Origin of the sequence: Stenotrophomonas maltophilia, from assembly GCF_900186865.1 — a bacterium.
GTDB classification, from domain to species: domain Bacteria; phylum Pseudomonadota; class Gammaproteobacteria; order Xanthomonadales; family Xanthomonadaceae; genus Stenotrophomonas; species Stenotrophomonas maltophilia.
The window spans coordinates 4,109,670-4,126,493 of the sequence record NZ_LT906480.1 but is presented as its reverse complement, the minus strand read 5'-3'; the positions used below and the strand labels follow the sequence as shown (position 1 = coordinate 4,126,493).

Annotated in this window: 12 protein-coding genes, 1 pseudogene and 1 riboswitch; of the genes and pseudogenes, 3 read left to right on the top strand and 10 right to left on the bottom strand. The window is 66.3% G+C overall.

The genetic code is table 11. The features are described from left to right. Positions 1-16 precede the first annotated feature (16 nt). Positions 17-789: pseudogene (locus tag CKW06_RS19485) on the top strand (SDR family oxidoreductase). A 101-nt stretch (positions 790-890) separates the two neighbouring features. Here CKW06_RS19485 and leuB read toward each other — a convergent pair. The 9 genes from leuB to ilvC form a co-directional block, all read right to left on the bottom strand. Beyond that, positions 891-1,952, bottom strand: a complete 1,062-nt coding sequence (gene leuB / locus CKW06_RS19480) for a 3-isopropylmalate dehydrogenase (protein WP_024958460.1) — start codon at positions 1,950-1,952, stop codon at positions 891-893. Beyond that, on the bottom strand, positions 1,942-2,520 hold the full coding sequence (gene leuD / locus CKW06_RS19475) for a 3-isopropylmalate dehydratase small subunit (protein ID WP_024958459.1): 579 nt from the start codon (positions 2,518-2,520) through the stop codon (positions 1,942-1,944). The genes leuB and leuD overlap by 11 nt, the downstream gene beginning before the upstream one ends. Next, a complete protein-coding gene (gene leuC / locus CKW06_RS19470) occupies positions 2,520-3,938 on the bottom strand; it encodes a 3-isopropylmalate dehydratase large subunit (protein ID WP_005414408.1) in 1,419 nt (472 codons plus the stop codon). The genes leuD and leuC overlap by 1 nt, the downstream gene beginning before the upstream one ends. A 60-nt stretch (positions 3,939-3,998) precedes the next feature. Beyond that, positions 3,999-4,778 (bottom strand): class I SAM-dependent methyltransferase, encoded by a 780-nt coding sequence (locus CKW06_RS19465; RefSeq protein WP_024958458.1) that lies wholly within the window; start codon positions 4,776-4,778, stop codon positions 3,999-4,001. A gap of 10 nt (positions 4,779-4,788) precedes the next feature. Next, on the bottom strand, positions 4,789-6,375 hold the full coding sequence (locus tag CKW06_RS19460) for a 2-isopropylmalate synthase (RefSeq protein ID WP_024958457.1): 1,587 nt from the start codon (positions 6,373-6,375) through the stop codon (positions 4,789-4,791). Next, a complete protein-coding gene (locus CKW06_RS19455) occupies positions 6,372-7,463 on the bottom strand; it encodes a threonine dehydratase (RefSeq protein ID WP_033835631.1) in 1,092 nt (363 codons plus the stop codon). The genes CKW06_RS19460 and CKW06_RS19455 overlap by 4 nt, the downstream gene beginning before the upstream one ends. 96 nt (positions 7,464-7,559) lie before the next feature. Beyond that, positions 7,560-7,811, bottom strand: coding sequence for an ACT domain-containing protein (locus CKW06_RS19450; RefSeq protein WP_024958817.1), 252 nt, complete (start codon positions 7,809-7,811; stop codon positions 7,560-7,562). After that, positions 7,795-9,531, bottom strand: coding sequence for an acetolactate synthase 2 catalytic subunit (gene ilvG, locus CKW06_RS19445; RefSeq protein WP_024958816.1), 1,737 nt, complete (start codon positions 9,529-9,531; stop codon positions 7,795-7,797). Before ilvG ends, CKW06_RS19450 begins: the two co-directional genes overlap by 17 nt. Positions 9,532-9,570: 39 nt before the next feature. Beyond that, positions 9,571-10,545 carry a ketol-acid reductoisomerase gene (gene ilvC, locus CKW06_RS19440; protein ID WP_005410945.1) on the bottom strand — a complete coding sequence of 325 codons (975 nt, stop codon included), beginning with the start codon at positions 10,543-10,545 and terminating at the stop codon, positions 9,571-9,573. 657 nt (positions 10,546-11,202) lie between these two features. On the opposite strand from ilvC, the gene ggt reads away from it, so the two are divergent. Together ggt and CKW06_RS19430 are read left to right on the top strand one after the other, a co-directional pair. Next, entirely contained in the window at positions 11,203-12,921 is a 1,719-nt protein-coding gene (gene ggt / locus CKW06_RS19435) for a gamma-glutamyltransferase (protein ID WP_024958815.1), read from the top strand. 472 nt (positions 12,922-13,393) lie between these two features. Beyond that, positions 13,394-14,745, top strand: a protein-coding gene (locus CKW06_RS19430; protein ID WP_095052030.1) for an IS3 family transposase whose coding sequence is annotated in 2 segments (ribosomal slippage) — positions 13,394-13,841 and positions 13,841-14,745 — 1,353 coding nt in all. Because the reading frame shifts where the segments join, the coding sequence is not laid out codon by codon here. Positions 14,746-14,904: 159 nt separating this feature from the next. Here CKW06_RS19430 and CKW06_RS19425 read toward each other — a convergent pair. Then, complete coding sequence (locus CKW06_RS19425) at positions 14,905-16,482, bottom strand: BCCT family transporter (RefSeq protein ID WP_005410943.1); 1,578 nt, start codon at positions 16,480-16,482, stop codon at positions 14,905-14,907. Between the two features lie 220 nt (positions 16,483-16,702). Next, a riboswitch (TPP riboswitch) is annotated at positions 16,703-16,803 on the top strand. Positions 16,804-16,824: the final 21 nt, after the last annotated feature.

The following is a 16,824-nucleotide window of genomic DNA, read 5'->3' as shown; positions in this document are numbered from 1 at the left end:
TTCCGAGACCGAGGCCATGACCGACCATTCCCTCAAGGGCAAGACCGTGCTGATCGCCGGTGGCGCCAAGAACCTGGGCGGACTGATCGCCCGCGACTTCGCCAGCCAGGGCGCCAAAGCCATCGTCATCCACTACAACAGCGCCGCCACCCAGGCCGATGCAGAGGCGACCGTCGCCGCCGTGCAGGCCGCTGGCAGCAAGGCGGTTGCCCTGCAGGGCAACCTGACGTCTGCCGCAGCGATGGAGCGCTTGTTCGCCGATGCCGTGGCCGCAGTCGGCCGTCCCGACATCGCCATCAATACGGTCGGCAAGGTGCTGAAGAAGCCGCTGCTGGAGATCAGCGAAGCGGAGTACGACGAGATGAGCGCGGTCAACGCCAAGGCCGCGTTCTCTTCCTCAAGGAGGCTGGCCGCCACGTCAACGACGGTGGCCGCATCTGCACCCTGGTCACCTCACTGCTGGGTGCGTTCACGCCGTTCTATTCCAGCTATGCCGGCACCAAGGCACCGGTTGAGCATTTCACCCGCGCGGCGTCCAAGGAGTTCGGTGAGCGCGGCATCTCGGTGACCGCGATCGGCCCGGGTCCGATGGACACGCCGTTCTTCTATCCCGCCGAGAGTGCCGATGCGCAGGCGTACCACAAGACCGCGGCCGCGCTCTCGGCGTTCACCCGTACCGGACTGACCGACATCGCCGACATCGTGCCGTGGATCCGCTTCCTGGTCACCGATGGCTGGTGGATGACCGGGCAGACCATCCTGGTCAATGGTGGGTACACCACCAAATAATGCAGCCACGCATGGCGTGGCTCTACAGTAGAGCCACCCCATGGGTGGCGGCCCGCAATGTCCGAAGGGAGAGGCGCCACGCGTGGCGTGGCGCTATCGGATCAGTTGAGTTTGGCCAGCACCGCGTCGGTGGCGGCTGCCGTGCTCACCGCCTGGCCCTTGGCGGCCAGATCGGCGGTGAACACGCCATCGTCCAGCACGGCGTGCACGGCGGCTTCCACCGCAGCGGCTTCCGTTTCCAACCCCAGCGAATGGCGCAGCAGCATCGCGGCGCTGAAGATCGTCGCGTACGGATTGGCGATGCCCTTGCCAGCGATGTCCGGGGCCGAACCATGGATGGGCTCGTAGATGCCGACTGCACCGGGTTCGCCCAGCGAGGCCGACGGCAGCAGGCCGAGCGAGCCGGCCAGCATCGAGGCTTCGTCGGTGAGGATGTCGCCGAACATGTTCTCGGTCACGATCACGTCGTACTCGCGCGGCTTGGCCAGCAGGTGCATGGCCATGGAATCGACCAGCTGGTGCTCCAGTGCAACGTCCGGGAATTCCTCGCGGCCGATGCGCGCGGCCACGTCACGCCACAGGCGCGAGGTCTCCAGCACGTTGGCCTTGTCCACCGAGGTGACCTTGCCGCGGCGCTGCCGGGCCAGGCGGAAGGCACTGCGCAGCACGCGTTCGATCTCGGCCACGGTGTAGCGGCACAGGTCGCTGGCGCTGTCGGCGTTGCGGGTCTTGTCGCCGAAGTAGATGCCGCCGGTCAGTTCGCGTACCACCACGAAGTCCACGCCCTGAAGCAGCTCGGCCTTGATCGGCGAGGCGTGCAGTGCGGCTTCGTGGGTACGCACCGGGCGCAGGTTGGCATACAGGCCCAGCGCCTTGCGGATCGCCAGCAGGCCCTGTTCCGGGCGCACCTTGGCATTGGGATCGGACCACTTCGGGCCGCCGACCGCGCCCAGCAGCACCGCGTTGGCGGCCTGGCAGGCAGTCAACGTCGAGGCCGACAGCGGCTCGCCGTGGCGGTCGATGGCGATGCCACCGATGTCGTGCTCGCTGAAGGTGAAGGTGTGGTTGAAGCGTTCGGCGACGGCCTTCAGGACGGCGACTGCCGCGGCGGCCACTTCCGGGCCGATGCCATCACCGGGCAGGACAACAATTTCAGCGTGCATGCTCACTCTCGTAACGTTCGATTTCAGGGACACGGCCCAACAGATACCCCAACTGGTCGACGCCTTCCAGCAGGCAGGTCTGCGAGAAGCCATCCAGCGGGAAGGAATAGACGCGCCCATCGGGCGTGCGCAGCTCACGCGCGGCCACGTCGATGGTCAGCTCGTCGTCCGGGCGCTGCATCAGCGCCTGCACGTCGGCTTCGTCCAGCACGATCGGCAGCAGGCCGTTCTTCAGCGAGTTGCCGCGGAAGATGTCGGCGATCTCGCTGCTGACGATGGCACGCAGGCCCAGATCGGTCAGTGCCCATGGTGCATGCTCGCGCGACGAGCCGCAGCCGAAGTTGCGGCCCGCCAGCAGGACGCTGCGGCCGGCGTTGTGCGGCTGGTTGAAGGCGAAGTCGGCCACCGGCGAACCGTCGGCCTGCCAGCGCCAGTCATTGAACGCGTTGCGGCCCAGGCCGGCGCGTTCGGTGGTGGACAGGAACCGCGCCGGAATGATCTGGTCGGTGTCGATGTTGGTCTGGCGCAGCACCACGCTGGCCGAGGTCAGGGTACGGAAACCGGCCATCACGCCACCTCCTGTGCGAACAGTTCGCGGGTATCGGCGACGTGCCCGTTCACCGCGGCCCACGCCGCGCTCATCGGTGAGGCCAGCAGCGTGCGCGAACCGGGTCCTTGGCGGCCTTCGAAATTGCGGTTGCTGGTGCTGACGGCCAGCTGCCCGGGCGCGACCAGATCGCCGTTCATGGCGATGCACATCGAGCAGCCCGGCTCGCGCCACTCGGCACCGGCCGCGCGCACGATCTCGTGGATGCCTTCGGCCTCGGCCTCGCGCTTGACGATCTCCGAGCCCGGTACCACCAGCATGCGCACCCGATCGGCGACACGACGGCCCCGCAGCACCTGCGCCACTTCGCGCATGTCGCTCAGGCGGCCATTGGTGCACGAACCGACGAACACCACGTCCACCGGCGTTCCGGCCAGCGCCTTGCCGGCCTGGAAATGCATGTAGTCCAGGCCCTTCTGTGCGGCGGCATCGTTGGCGGCGGGGATCGGTGCATCCACCGCGATGGCGGTGCCCGGATGGGTGCCCCAGGTCAGGGTCGGGCGGATGTCGGCGGCGTCGATGTGCACTTCGCTGTCAAAGCGCGCGCCGTCATCGCTGCGCAGCTGCTGCCAGCGCGCCACGGCGGCGTCGAAATCGGCGCCCTTCGGCCCGCGCGGCGTAGCGGCGACGAAGTCGAAGGTAACCTGGTCCGGCGCCACCATGCCGGCACGCGCACCCGCTTCGATCGACATGTTGCACAGGGTCATGCGCTGTTCCATGTCCATCGCTTCGATGGTGCTGCCACGGAACTCGATGACGTGGCCGGTGCCGCCGTTGACGCCGATCACGCCGATGATGTGCAGGACCACGTCCTTGGCGCCGACGCCGGGCGCCAGCGGGCCATCGACGGTGATCGCGAAGGTCTTCGCCTTGCGCTGCAGCAGGCACTGTGTGGCCAGCACGTGGCCGACTTCGCTGGTGCCGATGCCGAAGGCCAGCGAACCGAACGCACCGTGGGTGGAGGTGTGGCTGTCGCCACAGACGATGGTCATGCCGGGCTGGGTGAAGCCTTGTTCCGGCGCGATCACGTGGACGATGCCGCGATTGTCCGAGGCCATGTCGAACAGTTCGATGCCGTGTTCGGCGCAGTTGCGTGCCAGGGTGGCGACCTGCGCTTCGGAGGCGGCGCTGGCGTAAGGCAGCGTACCGTCGGCGGCAGGCGGCAGGGTTGGCGTGGAGTGGTCCATCGTCGCCTTGGTGCGGTCCGGGCGGCGCGGCGACAGGCCGCGCTCGCGCAGTTCGGTGAACGCCTGCGGCGAGGTCACCTCGTGGATCAGGTGCAGGTCGATGTACAGCACGGCGGGGGCGCTGTCGGTTTCGGGAACCACCACGTGGGCGTCCCACAGTTTGTCGTACAGGGTGCGGGGTGCGGAAGTCATGCGTATGCCTGGCAGAAGTACGAAATAGCGAACATCAGTAAAGAAAACGGAACGGTCAAGTCAGCGACGGCGGGCGAGCACGCGCAGGCGCACGTAGTCGGCCAGCGGCTGGCCGGCGGCATTGCGCGGCAGCTCGGCCAGCAACGCGGTGGCGGCCTCGCGCACGGTAGCGCGGGCCTCGGCCGGCAGGTCGTCCAGCAGTGGTGCGGCGAAGACCCGCAGCCAGCCGGCCACGCCGGTCGGCAGTGCGGTCGGGCGCGGCGTGCACTCGATCAGTTGCACCTGGAAGCCATGCTGGCGCAGGCGGTCGGCGTAGGCATCGGCCGTCGGGAAATACCACTGGAAGGTGCTGGCGCCATGGCCGTGGGCCACGCGCGCGGCCTGTACCGCCGCGATGATCGTGGCCACGTTGCCGTGGCCACCGAATTCGGCGACAAAGCGGCCGCCGGGGCGCAGGGCGCGGCGCACGCCTTCCAGCACGCGGTCCGGAGTCGTCATCCAATGCAGTGCGGCATTGCTGAACACTGCATCGAACTCGCTGTCGAACGACAGCGCGTGGCCGTCCATCACCTGCGCGTCGACACCGCGTGCTCGGGCGGCGACCACCAGTTCCGGCGAAGCATCCACGCCGTGGATGCGTGCGCCGCCCAGCGCCAGTTCGGTACTGAGTACGCCATCGCCACAGCCCAGGTCGAGGATGCGCTCACCGGCGCGCGGGTCGAGCAGGCGCGAGACCGCGCCGCCGAGCAGCGGGACGAAGCCGGCGTCGATCGCATAGTCCTGGGCGTTCCACTGCTGGCCAGCGGCGCTGGCCGGGGTGAAGGTGTCGAAGGCGCTCATGGCGGGTTCCTCAGGCGGTGGCAGGGGTGGGAACGTCGGTGTTGCTGTGGGCGGTAGCCTGGCGCTGGCGCAGCAGGCGGTTGGCCACATCCAGCCAGGCCAGCGCGGAGGCTTCGATGATGTCCTTGCTGGTGCCGGTGCCGTCGTACTCCACGCCCTCGTGGCGCACGCTCAGGTTGGCCTCACCGCGCGCATCGGCGCCGATGCCGACGCTGTGCACGTGGTAGCTGTCCAGCATCAGCTGCACACCGGTGGCGGCCGACAGTGCGCCGAACAGCGCATCGACCGGGCCGTCGCCCTGCGCGGTCTCGGCCACGCGGTTGCCATCCGGATCGGACAGTTCGACCAGTGCGTTGGCGCGGCTGCCGACATCGCTGATGGTCATCGAGGCCAAGCGGTAGCCCTGTGCGTTGGAGCCGCCCTGCATCAGCGTCTGCAGGTCGGCATCGGTGACCACGCGCTGCTGTTCGCACAGGCCCTTGAACTGCTCGAACACCAGTTTCAGTTCGTCTTCGTCCAGCCAGAAGCCCAGCGCACGCAGGCGCGCTTCAACAGCGGCGCGGCCACTGTGGCGGCCCAGCACCATCTGCGAGTCCTCCCAACCCACGTCTTCCGGGCGCATGATTTCGTAGGTGCCGCGGTGGCGCAGCATGCCGTGCTGGTGGATGCCCGATTCGTGGGCGAACGCGTTGGCGCCGACGATGGCCTTGTTGCGCTGTACCGGCATGCCGACCAGGCGCTGCAGCAACTGCGAGGTGCCGACGATGCGGGGGGTGTTGATCGAACTGTCCTGCTCGTAGAAGGCCTGGCGCACCTTCAGCACCATCGCGATCTCTTCCAGCGAACAGTTGCCGGCGCGTTCGCCGATGCCGTTGATGGTGCACTCGACCTGGCGCGCGCCGCCTTCGATGGCGGCCAGCGAGTTGGCCACGGCCAGGCCCAGGTCGTTGTGGCAGTGCGCGCTGAAGATCACGTTGGCCGCGTTCGGCACGTCGGCGACGCCGGCGATGACCTGCTGGAACATCGCGCGGATTTCTTCCGGCGTGGTGAAGCCGACGGTGTCGGGCAGGTTGATGGTGGTGGCGCCGGCGGCGATCGCCACGCGCGCGACTTCGATCAGGTAGTCCAGCTCGGTACGGGTGGCATCCTCGGCCGAGAACTCGACATCGTTGATATAGGAACGGGCCAGCGATACGTGCTTGCGTACCGACTCCAGTACCTGTTCGCGGGTCATGCGCAGCTTGTGCTCGCGGTGCAGCGGGCTGGTCGACAGGAACACATGCAGGCGCGGGTTGGCCGCGGCTTCCAGTGCGCGTGCCGAGGTCTCGATATCGGCCTGCAGGCAGCGTGACAGCACCGCCAGGGTCAGGCTCGGGCGGCGCAGTTCGCGGCCGATCAGTGCCATCGCTTCGCGGTCGGACTGCGAGCTGGCCGGGAAGCCGGTCTCGATGATGTCCACGCCCAGTTCGTCCAGCGCACGCGCCATCACCAGCTTCTGCGGCGGGCTCATGCTGCAGCCAGGGGACTGCTCGCCGTCACGCAGGGTGGTGTCGAAGATGCGGATGCGCGGGGTGGTAATTCGTTCGATGGTGGTCACAGGGAAATCTCCTCGACAGCGGGCGTTGCGGCTTGCAGGTGGGAAGGGGAAGGCATGGGGGAGGGCGGCGCGCTGGCCTTGGCGGGCGAGCGGGGTGTTTCGCTGCGCCGTCGCCGTGGCTTGCGCGGCGGGCGCGGTCGGATGTCGGTTAGCAGGCCGGCCAGCACACCGGCATCGATGTTCCCGCCGGAGACCACCGCGCACTTGCGGCGGCCCGCGACGCGGCGGCCAGCGGCCAGCGCCAGCGCGCCGGCACCCTCGGCAATGATGTGTTCTTCCAGTGCCAGCCGGACCAGGGTTTCGCGCAGTTCGGCTTCGCGCACGATCACCACATCGTCCAGCAGCGAGGTGCATAGGCGACGGGTCAGGAAGCCGGGGATCTTCACCCGCACGCCGTCGGCCAGCGAGGCGACGGGTGCGATCTCGCGCACGTCGCCGCGGATCGCGCGTGCCATCGAATCAACGCCTTCCACCTGCGCGCCGACCACGCGCACACCCTGTGATTTCAGCGCCAGGGCCACGCCGGAAGCCAGGCCACCGCCACCGATCGGCACGATCACCACGTCCGGCGCGTGCGCGGCCAGCTCGATGCCGACCGTGCCCTGGCCGGCGATCACGTCGGCATCGTCGAACGCGGACAGGAAGCGGTAGCCGTGGCGTTGTGCCAGTTCGACCGCGAAGGCGTAGGCTTCGTCATAGCTGTTGCCGTGCTGGCGCACGGTCGCGCCCCAGTGGGCGACGCCGGCGATCTTGGTGGCGGGTGCACCATGCGGCATCACAGTGATGGCCGGCACATCCAGGCGATAGGCGGCCCAGGCCACGCCCTGGGCGTGGTTGCCGGCCGAGGCGCAGATCACCGGCCGGGTGTCGCCGCGTTCGCGGCCGGCCAGCAGTGCATTCAATGCGCCGCGCACCTTGTAGGAACCGGTGCGCTGCAGGTTCTCCAGCTTCAGCCAGGTACCGAAGCGTTCGGCGTGGTGCAGCGGGGTGGGCGGCAGGAAGCGGCGCAGGCGGGCCTGCGCTGCCAGGACGTCGGCGACGCTTACGTCGCCGACATCGCTTTCCTGGCTGGTGTCAGCGGCCGGCATGGGCCACCAGCGCGGTGCGGAAGACCGCCGCATGCGGGCACGGGCGGCGAAGAAGACGCCTCCGTACCGGCACCGTGGTCGCTACGGTACGGGTGTTCATGGCGATACTCCTTCCACGGCGGTGACCTGCACGGACACGCAGTCGTAGATCTTCTCGATCTGCCGGCACAGCGTTTCCGCCGGGCGCTGGCCATCGACGACCAGCTGCAGGTGCCAGCGGCCATCGTCGGAGGCCACCGGCGCACCGCTGATCGCACGCGGCGCAAAGCCGCGGCGTTCGGCCATGCCGATCACGCGCAGCAGCGCGCCCTCGGCCGGGTGCAGCACCAGGTCAAGCCGGTATTGCATTGGGGGTCTCCTGGCGGGCATGGGCGGGGTTGCTTTCCAGCATCGTGCTGTTGGCGGTGTTCGGTGGCACCAGCGGCCACACGTTGGCGCGTGCATCGATGGCCACGTGCAGCAGCGCCGGGCCGGGCTCGGCCAGCAGCGCGGCCAGGCCGCCTTCCACGTCGTCGCGGTTGTCGATGCGGGTGCCGGCAATGCCGAACACCTGCGCCAGGGCTACGAAGTCCGGGTTGTCGGACAGGTCGATCTCGCTGTAACGCTCGGCGAAGAACAGTTCCTGCCACTGCCGCACCATGCCCAGCGAACTGTTGTCCAGCAGCACGATCTTCACCGGCAGACGGCAGCGGGCGATGGTCGCCAGCTCCTGCACGTTCATCATGAAGCTGCCGTCGCCGGACACCAGTACCACGGTGCGCTCCGGGCAGGCGAACTGCGCACCCATCGCCGCTGGCAGGCCGAAGCCCATCGTGCCCAGTGCGCCACTGGTCAGGTGGTTGCGGGGGTGGTTGAAGCGGCAGTGCTGGGCCACCCACATCTGGTGCTGGCCGACATCGCAGGCGATCACCGCATCGGCCGGGGCCAGCTCGCTCAGGCGCTTCAGCAGCGCCGGGGCGTAGATGTGCTGGCCCGGTGCGTCGTAGCGTGCAGCGAAGCGGTCGCGGTGCTGCGCACAGCGCTTGCGCCACACGTCCTGGTGGGCCCTGGGGGAGGGGAAGGCCGCACGCAGGGCACGGATGGCGTGACCGACGTTGCCAGGCACGGCGATGTCGGCAGTGCGCAGCTTGGAGATCTCGTAGGCGTCCGCATCGATGTGGACGACGCGGGCGAATGGCGCGAACTCGGCCAGCTTGCCGGTCGCGCGGTCATCGAAACGCGCACCCAGCACCAGCAGCAGGTCGCTTTCCTGCACCGCCATGTTGGCGGCGCGGGTGCCGTGCATGCCCAGCATGCCCAGCGACTGCGGATGGTGGGCCGGCAGTGCACCCAGGCCGCGCAGGGTCATTACGGTGGGGATGGCACTGGCCTCGACGAAGTCGCGCAGGTCCTGCACGGCATCACCCAGGGCGATGCCGCCACCTGCGTAGACCACCGGCTTCTCGGCCGCCGCCAGCGCGGCGATGGCCTCGGCGATGGCGGCCTCGGCCGGCGCCGGCGGCGGTTCGACGCTGCTGGGCACATGCGCCGGCAGATGGCTGGCATCGGCCAGCTGCACATCCTTGGGCAGGTCGATCAGCACCGGGCCTGGGCGACCCTCACGGGCAATGCGGAACGCATCGGCCACCACGCGTGGCAGGTCATCGACGCTGCGCACCAGCCAGCTGTGCTTGACGATCGGCATCGTCAGGCCGAACACATCCAGTTCCTGGAAGGCGTCGGTGCCCAGCAGCGGCGTGCCGACCTGGCCGGTGATGCAGACCATCGGTACCGAATCCAGCATCGCATCGGCAATGCCGGTCACCAGGTTCGAGGCGCCCGGGCCGGAGGTGGCCACGCAGACGCCCACCTGGTTGCTGGCGCGGGCGAAGCCGTTGGCGGCCAGCGCCGCGCCCTGCTCATGGCGTACCAGGATGTGCTTCAGCGACGAATCCACCAGCGCGTCGTAGAACGGCATGATGGTGCCACCGGGATAGCCGAACAGCGTGCGGACGCCTTCGGCCTCCAGCGCCTGGGTCAGCCAGCGCGCGCCGTTGGGCGGCGCGCTGCGATGTGTCGAAGAGTTCATGGGGGAACCTTGCAAAGCGGGTGGGGGAGGGCCGCGTGGTTACGCGGCCTGTCCTTGCAACCAGACCATCTTGGCGCGCAGTTCCTTGCCCACCTTCTCGATCGGGTGCTCCAGGTCGGCCTGCTTGAACCTGTTGTAGTTCGGCAGGCCCGCTTCGTACTCGGCCACCCAGTTCTTGGTGAAGGTGCCGTCCTGGATGTCCTTCAGCACCTCCTTCATGCGTTCCTTGGTGCCGGCATCGATCACGCGCGGGCCGCTGACGTAGTCGCCGTACTGCGCGGTCTCGGAGATGAACTCCAACATGCGCGAGATACCGCCTTCATAGAACAGGTCCACGATCAGCTTCAGTTCGTGCAGCACTTCGTAATAGGCGATCTCCGGCTGGTAGCCGGCTTCGACCAAGGTCTCGAATCCGGCCTGCACCAGCGCCGAGGCACCGCCGCACAGCACCGCCTGCTCACCGAACAGATCGGTCTCGGTCTCTTCCTTGAAGGTGGTCTGGATCAGGTTGGCGCGCGCACCGCCGAGGCCGGCCGCATAGGCCTGCGCATGCTGCGCGGCCTTGCCGCTGATGTCCTGGTAGACCGCCCAGATGCACGGCACGCCACGGCCGATCTCGTACTCACGGCGCACCAGCGCGCCGGGGCCCTTCGGCGCGACCAGCACCACGTCCAGGTCGGCACGCGGCTCGATCATCCCGTAATGCACGTTCAGGCCATGCGCGAACAGCAGGCACGCCCCCTGTTTCATGTTCGGCGCCAGCACGTCGTTGTAGAGCTTCTTCTGCACCATGTCCGGGGTCAGCACGGCAACCAGGTCGGCGTCCTTCACGGCCTCGGCGGGCGCGATCACGGTGAAGCCATCGGCCTGCGCCTTGGCTTCGGTCGGGCCGCCCGGACGCAGGCCTACCACCACGTCGAAGCCGGATTCGCGCAGGTTCAGTGCGTGGGCGCGGCCCTGGCTGCCGTAGCCGATGACGGCGATCTTGGTCTGGGGCAGGTCGTTGGTGCTCATGGGGGAGGTTCCTTGCGGTGGGAAGAAAAAAGAACGGCCGGTCGTCGAGGTGACGTGCCGGCCGGTCAGGGGAAAGCGGTGGAGGAGGCGCCGCGCATCGCACAGGCGCAGCCACCACGAGGCGTGGTGGTGCAGGTCCGGGTTGTGCGATGAGCGTTGGTCATGGTGGTTGCGTCTGAAACCAGGTTCTGAAATGAAAAAACCCGCACCGGGGCGGGTGCGGGTTTTTGAAGAGTTCCGGTGTGTGTGTTGCTTACACGCTGGCTCGTCCCGCACCTGTTGGTTGGGTAATAAGTACGAGCACAAGAATCGAACGCAGCGAGGCGGCGCCGGTGTCGGCGGCTTCGATGTGGGTTCGCGGTGGCGTGTTGTGATGCAACATGTGATCGAGAGAAACACAGCCATTTCGGCGGTGTCAACCCTCGCGACGGATTTTCTATCGGTTTCCGCTGCATCCAGCGCAATCGCTTGCGGCACAAGGATGGTTGCCGCTGAAAGTGTTTCGGTGAACCCGAATTCACTCCTTTCAGGGCGGTTTTTGCGCGGAATCCGGTGGATTTTTCCGCCCAAGGATCAACGTCCATGACGTCTGTCCGATACCGCGTGAAGGCCGCAGCGGCGAAGATCGGGGAACCACCCGTCCATCGGAACCCGACCGTGTCCCGACGCCTTGCCCGTTCCCTGCTCGCCGCCGCCGTACTGGCTGCCGTACCCGCGCTGTCCTTCGCCGCCGACCGCATCACCGGCCACACCTTCGCCACCCGTTCGGAGGTGATTGCCCCGCATGCGATGGCCGCGACCTCGCAACCACTGGCCACCCAGATCGCGCTGGACGTGATGAAGGGCGGCGGTTCGGCAGTGGACGCGGCGATTGCCGCCAACGCCGCGCTCGGCCTGATGGAACCCACCGGCAATGGCATCGGCGGCGACCTGTTCGCCATCGTGTGGGACCCGAAGACCCAGAAGCTCTACGGCTACAACGGCTCGGGCCGCTCGCCGAAGTCGCTCACCCTGGCCGAGTTCCAGCGCCGTGGCCTGAAGGACATCCCGGCCACCGGTCCACTGCCGGTGTCGGTGCCGGGTGCCGTCGACGGCTGGTTCGCGCTGCACGACCGCTTCGGTCGCAAGCCGATGGCCGACAACCTGGCGCCGGCCATCCGCTACGCGCGCGAGGGTCACCCGGTGGCCGAAGTGATCGCCTACTACTGGGACCGCTCGGTGCCCAAGTTGTCGCAGTACCCGGGCTTCAAGGAGCAGTTCACGATCAACGGCCACGCCCCACGCAAGGGCGAGATGTGGAAGAACCCGAACCTGGCCAGCACGCTGCAGAAGATCGCCGACGGCGGACGCGACGCCTTCTACAAGGGAGACATTGCCCGCACCATCGGCGACTACTTCAAGGCCAATGGCGGCTACCTGAGCTACCAGGACATGGCTGACCATCATGGCGAATGGGTCGAGCCGGTCAGCAGCAACTACCGTGGCTACGACGTGTGGGAACTGCCGCCGAACAGCCAGGGCATTGCCGCGCTGCAGATCCTCAATGTGCTGGAAGGCTACGACTTCTCGAAAATCCCGTTCGGTTCACCGGAGCATGTGCACCTGTTCGTTGAAGCGAAGAAGCTGGCCTTCGCCGACCGCGCACGCTTCTACGCCGACATGGCGTTCCAGCCGGCGCCGGTGCAGAAGCTGATCTCCAAGGAGTACGCCGCGCAGCGCCGCGCGCTGATTTCGATGGACAAGGCGTTGAAGGAAGTGCAGCCGGGCACGCCGAAGCAGCTGGAAGAGGGCGACACGATCTACATGACCGTGGCCGACGCCGACGGCATGATGGTTTCGCTGATCCAGTCCAACTACCGTGGCATGGGCAGCGGCATGGCACCGCCCGGTCTGGGTTTCATCCTGCAGGACCGTGGCGAGATGTTCGTCCTGCAGAAGAACCATCCCAACGGCTACGCGCCGGGCAAGCGTCCATTCCAGACCATCATTCCGGGGTTCATCACCAAGGGCGGCAAGCCGTATGCCAGCTTCGGCGTGATGGGCGGCGCGATGCAGCCGCAGGGCCATGCGCAGATCGTGATGAACCTGGTGGATTTCGGGATGAACCTGCAGGAAGCCGGCGATGCGCCGCGCATCCAGCATGAAGGTTCCACCGAGCCGACCGGCCAGGCCACGGCGATGACCGATGGCGGCGAAGTGAATCTGGAAACCGGCTTCCCGTACGAGACGGTGCGTGCGCTGATGCGCAAGGGGCATCGCATCGTGTTCGCCGATGGGCCTTATGGCGGGTACCAGGCGATCATGCGTGATCCCGAGAGCGGGGTTTATTACGGTGCGTCGGAGAGCCGCAAGGATGGGCAGGCGGCGGGGTACTGAGTTTCCCGGCCAACGGGCTGAGCCCCCTCTGCGGTGGGTTCAGAAGCGGAATAGCTTGTTGGGCCGGGTAGGTAGGCTGTTCGGGGGACGCCGCAAGTACGTCCTTGTAGGCTTGGCAGCCGCATCCATGCGGCTGACACCCCCGCCCAGCCCACCCACCCGGCCTCTGACAGTTTTCTGCGGCCGCCACCGCAGGAAGAAAGAAGAAGATCAAAAGCAACAGCAACAGCAACAGCCGCGTGCTGATGGTTGGGGTCGGATCCGTTTTCCGCAGGAAAACGGATCCGACCCCTTCTTGTTTTCCGATACACCTCTTCCACGCACAGCGTGGAAAACCAACCGTTACCGGGAAACTGTCGGGGGTGGGGTGGTGTGGGTGGGCAGGACCGTTGGCGCCATGGATGGCGCCATCGAGCCCCCATGGTGAAGTGCCCCCCGGGAGTTGGACGTCAGATCCAACCCCGAGGGATACATGAACAGATACGACGCACGTTTCAAACTGCAGGTCGCCAAAGAGGCCTGCAAGACCTCCACATCGGTCAAAGCCATTGCCCGTCGCCACGGCCTTGAGTTCTCCACGGTCAGGCGCTGGGTGGCGACCTATCGGCTGCATGGTTGGCGCGGATTTCATCGCCAGGCCCGGTTCTATGACCTCCCGTTCAAGCTGGCTGTCCTGGAAAAGATGAGCCAGGACGGCATGTCCGGGCGGGAGGCCACCACCTACTTCCAGATTGGTGATGCCGGCGCGGTGGGGCGATGGCAGCGCCTGTATGCTCAAGGCGGTGCCCAAGCGTTGGCACCGCCTCCGCCGCTGCCCCGAAAGCCGATGAAAAAGACCCGGTCGTCCAAGCCACCTGAGGAAATGAGTCGCGATGAGCTGCTCAAGGAAGTCGCCTATCTGCGTGCGGAGACCGACTACCTAAAAAAACTCGATGCCTTGATCCGGGAAGAGCAGGCGGCGCAAGACGCAAAGCGCAAGCCATCCAAGGATTGAGGCAGGTTCATACGCTGTCGCTTCTGCTCGAAGCGGCAGAGCTGTCACGCAGTACGTTCTATTACCAGAACCATGTCCTGGCCCATCCGGATCAGGACGAGGCAGCCCTGTGCGAGCGCATCCGTGCAATCTACGATCAAAGCCAAGGGCGCTATGGCTATCGCACGGTGACGCTGGAATTGGCCAATCAGGGTCATCGGACCAATCACAAGCGGGTACAGCGCCTGATGGGGGAGATGGGCCTGAAATCACGGGTACGGGTGAAGCGCTACCGGTCCTTCAAGGGGGCCGCCAATGTTGTGGTTGGCAATGACCTCAATCGTCAATTCCACGCCGAGCGCCCCAACCAGAAGTGGGTGACCGACGTGACCGAGTTCAAGGTACAAGGCATGAAGCTGTACCTGTCGCCGATCATGGACCTCTACAACGGCGAAATCGTGGCTTATCAGATCAAGCGCCAGCCCGTGTTCGATCTGGTAGGTCAGATGCTGGAGGAGGCCATCAAGAAGCTTTCGCCGGATGAGCGCCCCATGATCCACTCCGACCAGGGCTGGCAGTACCAGCATGAAAACTACCGGCACATGCTGGAAAAACATTCGTTGAAACAAAGCATGTCCCGGCGTGGCAACTGCCTGGACAATGCGGCGATGGAGAGCTTCTTCGGGACGCTGAAGTCGGAGTTCTTCTACCTGAACAGCTTTGACAGCATCGAGAGTCTGGAGGCTGGGCTGGTGGAATACATCCAGTACTACAACCAGGAGCGCATCAAACTGAAACTGAAAGGTCTGAGCCCGGTAGAGTACCGGGAGCGGGCCCAATCGGCCGCCTGACCCCGTCCAAGTCTCGGGGGTCACTTCAGGGATGGGTTCACGGCGTGTCCTGCCCACCCACACCGCCCCACCCAACCAGCAGCAATCCAGAGCCGCCTTTGAATTTGACCTTGGCCCTTGCCTGAAAAAGCGGTGCAGCCGCAGGCTGCAAAACAACCCTCAATCCTGATCGTGCGCGCGCGCTGCCTCGGCCTGCGTCTCCTCCTGTGCCGCCATCTCGCGTGCAATCCACGCATCGATCATGTGCCGCTGGCGCTGCGCCTGCCGCCGCTCCCGCGTGTACTCCTGGTCCAGCACCCGGTACAGCGACACCATCACCAGCACCATCAGCAGCGCGAATGGCAATGCCGCGATCGTGATCATGCCCTGCAGCGCGTCCAGGCCTCCGGCCAGCAGCAACGCCGCTGCGATCAGTGCCACCGCAATGCCCCAGGCCAGCTTGCGCTTCAACGGTGGGTCGCCAGCCTCGTCGGTGGACATGCTGGCCAGCACCAGGACCGCCGAATCGGCCGAGGTCACGAAGAAGATCATCAGCAGCACCAGCGCGATGCACGACAGCAACAACGGTAGCGGCATGCTGTCGAACAGTGTGAACAACACCGTCTCGTAGCCATTGCCAAGCGCCTGCACCAGATCGGCGTGTCCGAAGATCTGTGCCCACAACGCAGTGCCGCCGAACACCGCGAACCAGAAGAAGCCCAGCAGCGTCGGTGCGAGCACGACGCCGATCACGAACTCGCGCACGCTGCGGCCGCGCGAGATGCGCGCGATGAACGATCCCACGAACGGTGCCCACGAGATCCACCAGGCCCAGTAGAAGATCGTCCAGTCCGCCACCCAGGTGCTGCCGGAGAACGGTGACATGCGCAGGCTCATCGTCACCAGCTGGTTGAGGTAGGAGCCCAGCGTGGTGGTGAACGTATCGAAGATGAAGCCGGTCGGCCCCAGCACCAGCAGGATGGCTGCCAGCAGGGCAGCCAACGCCAGATTGAAGTTGGACAGCCACTTCACACCTCGCTCCACGCCACTGGCGGTGGAGGCCATGTACAGCACGAAGGCGACGGCAATGATGGTCATCTGCACGGCGACGGTAGCCTGCACGCTGAAGACGCGTTCGATACCGGCAGCAATCTGGATGGTGCCGAAGCCGAGCGTGGTGGCGACACCGATCGCGGTGGCAACTACGGCGGCGATGTTGACCACCCGACCGATCCAGCCGCGATGGTGGCGGCCGATGATCGGCTGCAGCATATCGCTGACCAGGCCGCGTCCATTGCGGTTGAACTGGAACCAGGCCATCGCCAGGCCGATCAGTGCGTAGATCGCCCACGGGTGCAGGCCCCAGTGGAAGAACGCATAGCGCATCGATGCGCGCGCCGCATCCAGGCTTTGCGGCGCCAGGCCTTCCGGCGGCTTGCTGAAATGCGAGATGGGCTCGGCCGCACCCCAGAACACCAGGCCGATGCCCATGCCGGCGGCGAACAGCATCGACATCCAGCTGGCACGCGAGAACTCGGGTTCGGCGTCCTCGCCGCCGATGCGCAGGTTGCCGAAGCGGCCGAACGCCAGGTACATCAGGAACACCAGCGCCAGGAACACCACCAGCAGGTACAGCCAGCCGACACTGCGGATGACTTCTGCCAGCATCGACTGGACCACGGTGTTGAAGGGGCCGGGGGCGATACCGGCGAGCAGCACCAGCAGCAGAACCAGTGCGATGGAAACGCGAAACACCATGAAGGAGCTTCTCCGATCAAGGGGGATTGAGGGGAGCGAGCAGAGCTTGCAGCGAAGGGCCGGCGGCATGCAGCACGGACCGGGCAGGAGCCGCGAAGGCGGCGGGGAACGCATCGATCTCAGCAACGCGATGGCGTGCACGTTACTGAACGCGACGTCATGGTTCCGTTAACGAATGGCGATCTGGTCCCGGAGGCGGGCGGTCTATGCTCTAATGCGCACCAAGAAGCGGGGGTACCGGGCCATCTGGCCACGGTTGAGACAGTCCCTTGGAACCTGATCCGGCTCATACCGGCGTAGGGAAGCTTTGCAATGCAGCCGTGCCCGGACTCCGCCCAAGGA

Coding starts and splice junctions, on each gene's coding strand:
- CKW06_RS19455 (WP_033835631.1), bottom strand. CDS start 7,463: ATGCCGGCCGCTGACACCAGCCAGGAAAGCGATGTCGGCGACGTAAGC.
- CKW06_RS19425 (WP_005410943.1), bottom strand. CDS start 16,482: ATGGTGTTTCGCGTTTCCATCGCACTGGTTCTGCTGCTGGTGCTGCTC.
- ilvC (WP_005410945.1), bottom strand. CDS start 10,545: ATGAGCACCAACGACCTGCCCCAGACCAAGATCGCCGTCATCGGCTAC.
- CKW06_RS19450 (WP_024958817.1), bottom strand. CDS start 7,811: ATGCAATACCGGCTTGACCTGGTGCTGCACCCGGCCGAGGGCGCGCTG.
- leuB (WP_024958460.1), bottom strand. CDS start 1,952: ATGCACGCTGAAATTGTTGTCCTGCCCGGTGATGGCATCGGCCCGGAA.
- leuC (WP_005414408.1), bottom strand. CDS start 3,938: ATGACTTCCGCACCCCGCACCCTGTACGACAAACTGTGGGACGCCCAC.
- ilvG (WP_024958816.1), bottom strand. CDS start 9,531: ATGAACTCTTCGACACATCGCAGCGCGCCGCCCAACGGCGCGCGCTGG.
- leuD (WP_024958459.1), bottom strand. CDS start 2,520: ATGGCCGGTTTCCGTACCCTGACCTCGGCCAGCGTGGTGCTGCGCCAG.
- CKW06_RS19465 (WP_024958458.1), bottom strand. CDS start 4,778: ATGAGCGCCTTCGACACCTTCACCCCGGCCAGCGCCGCTGGCCAGCAG.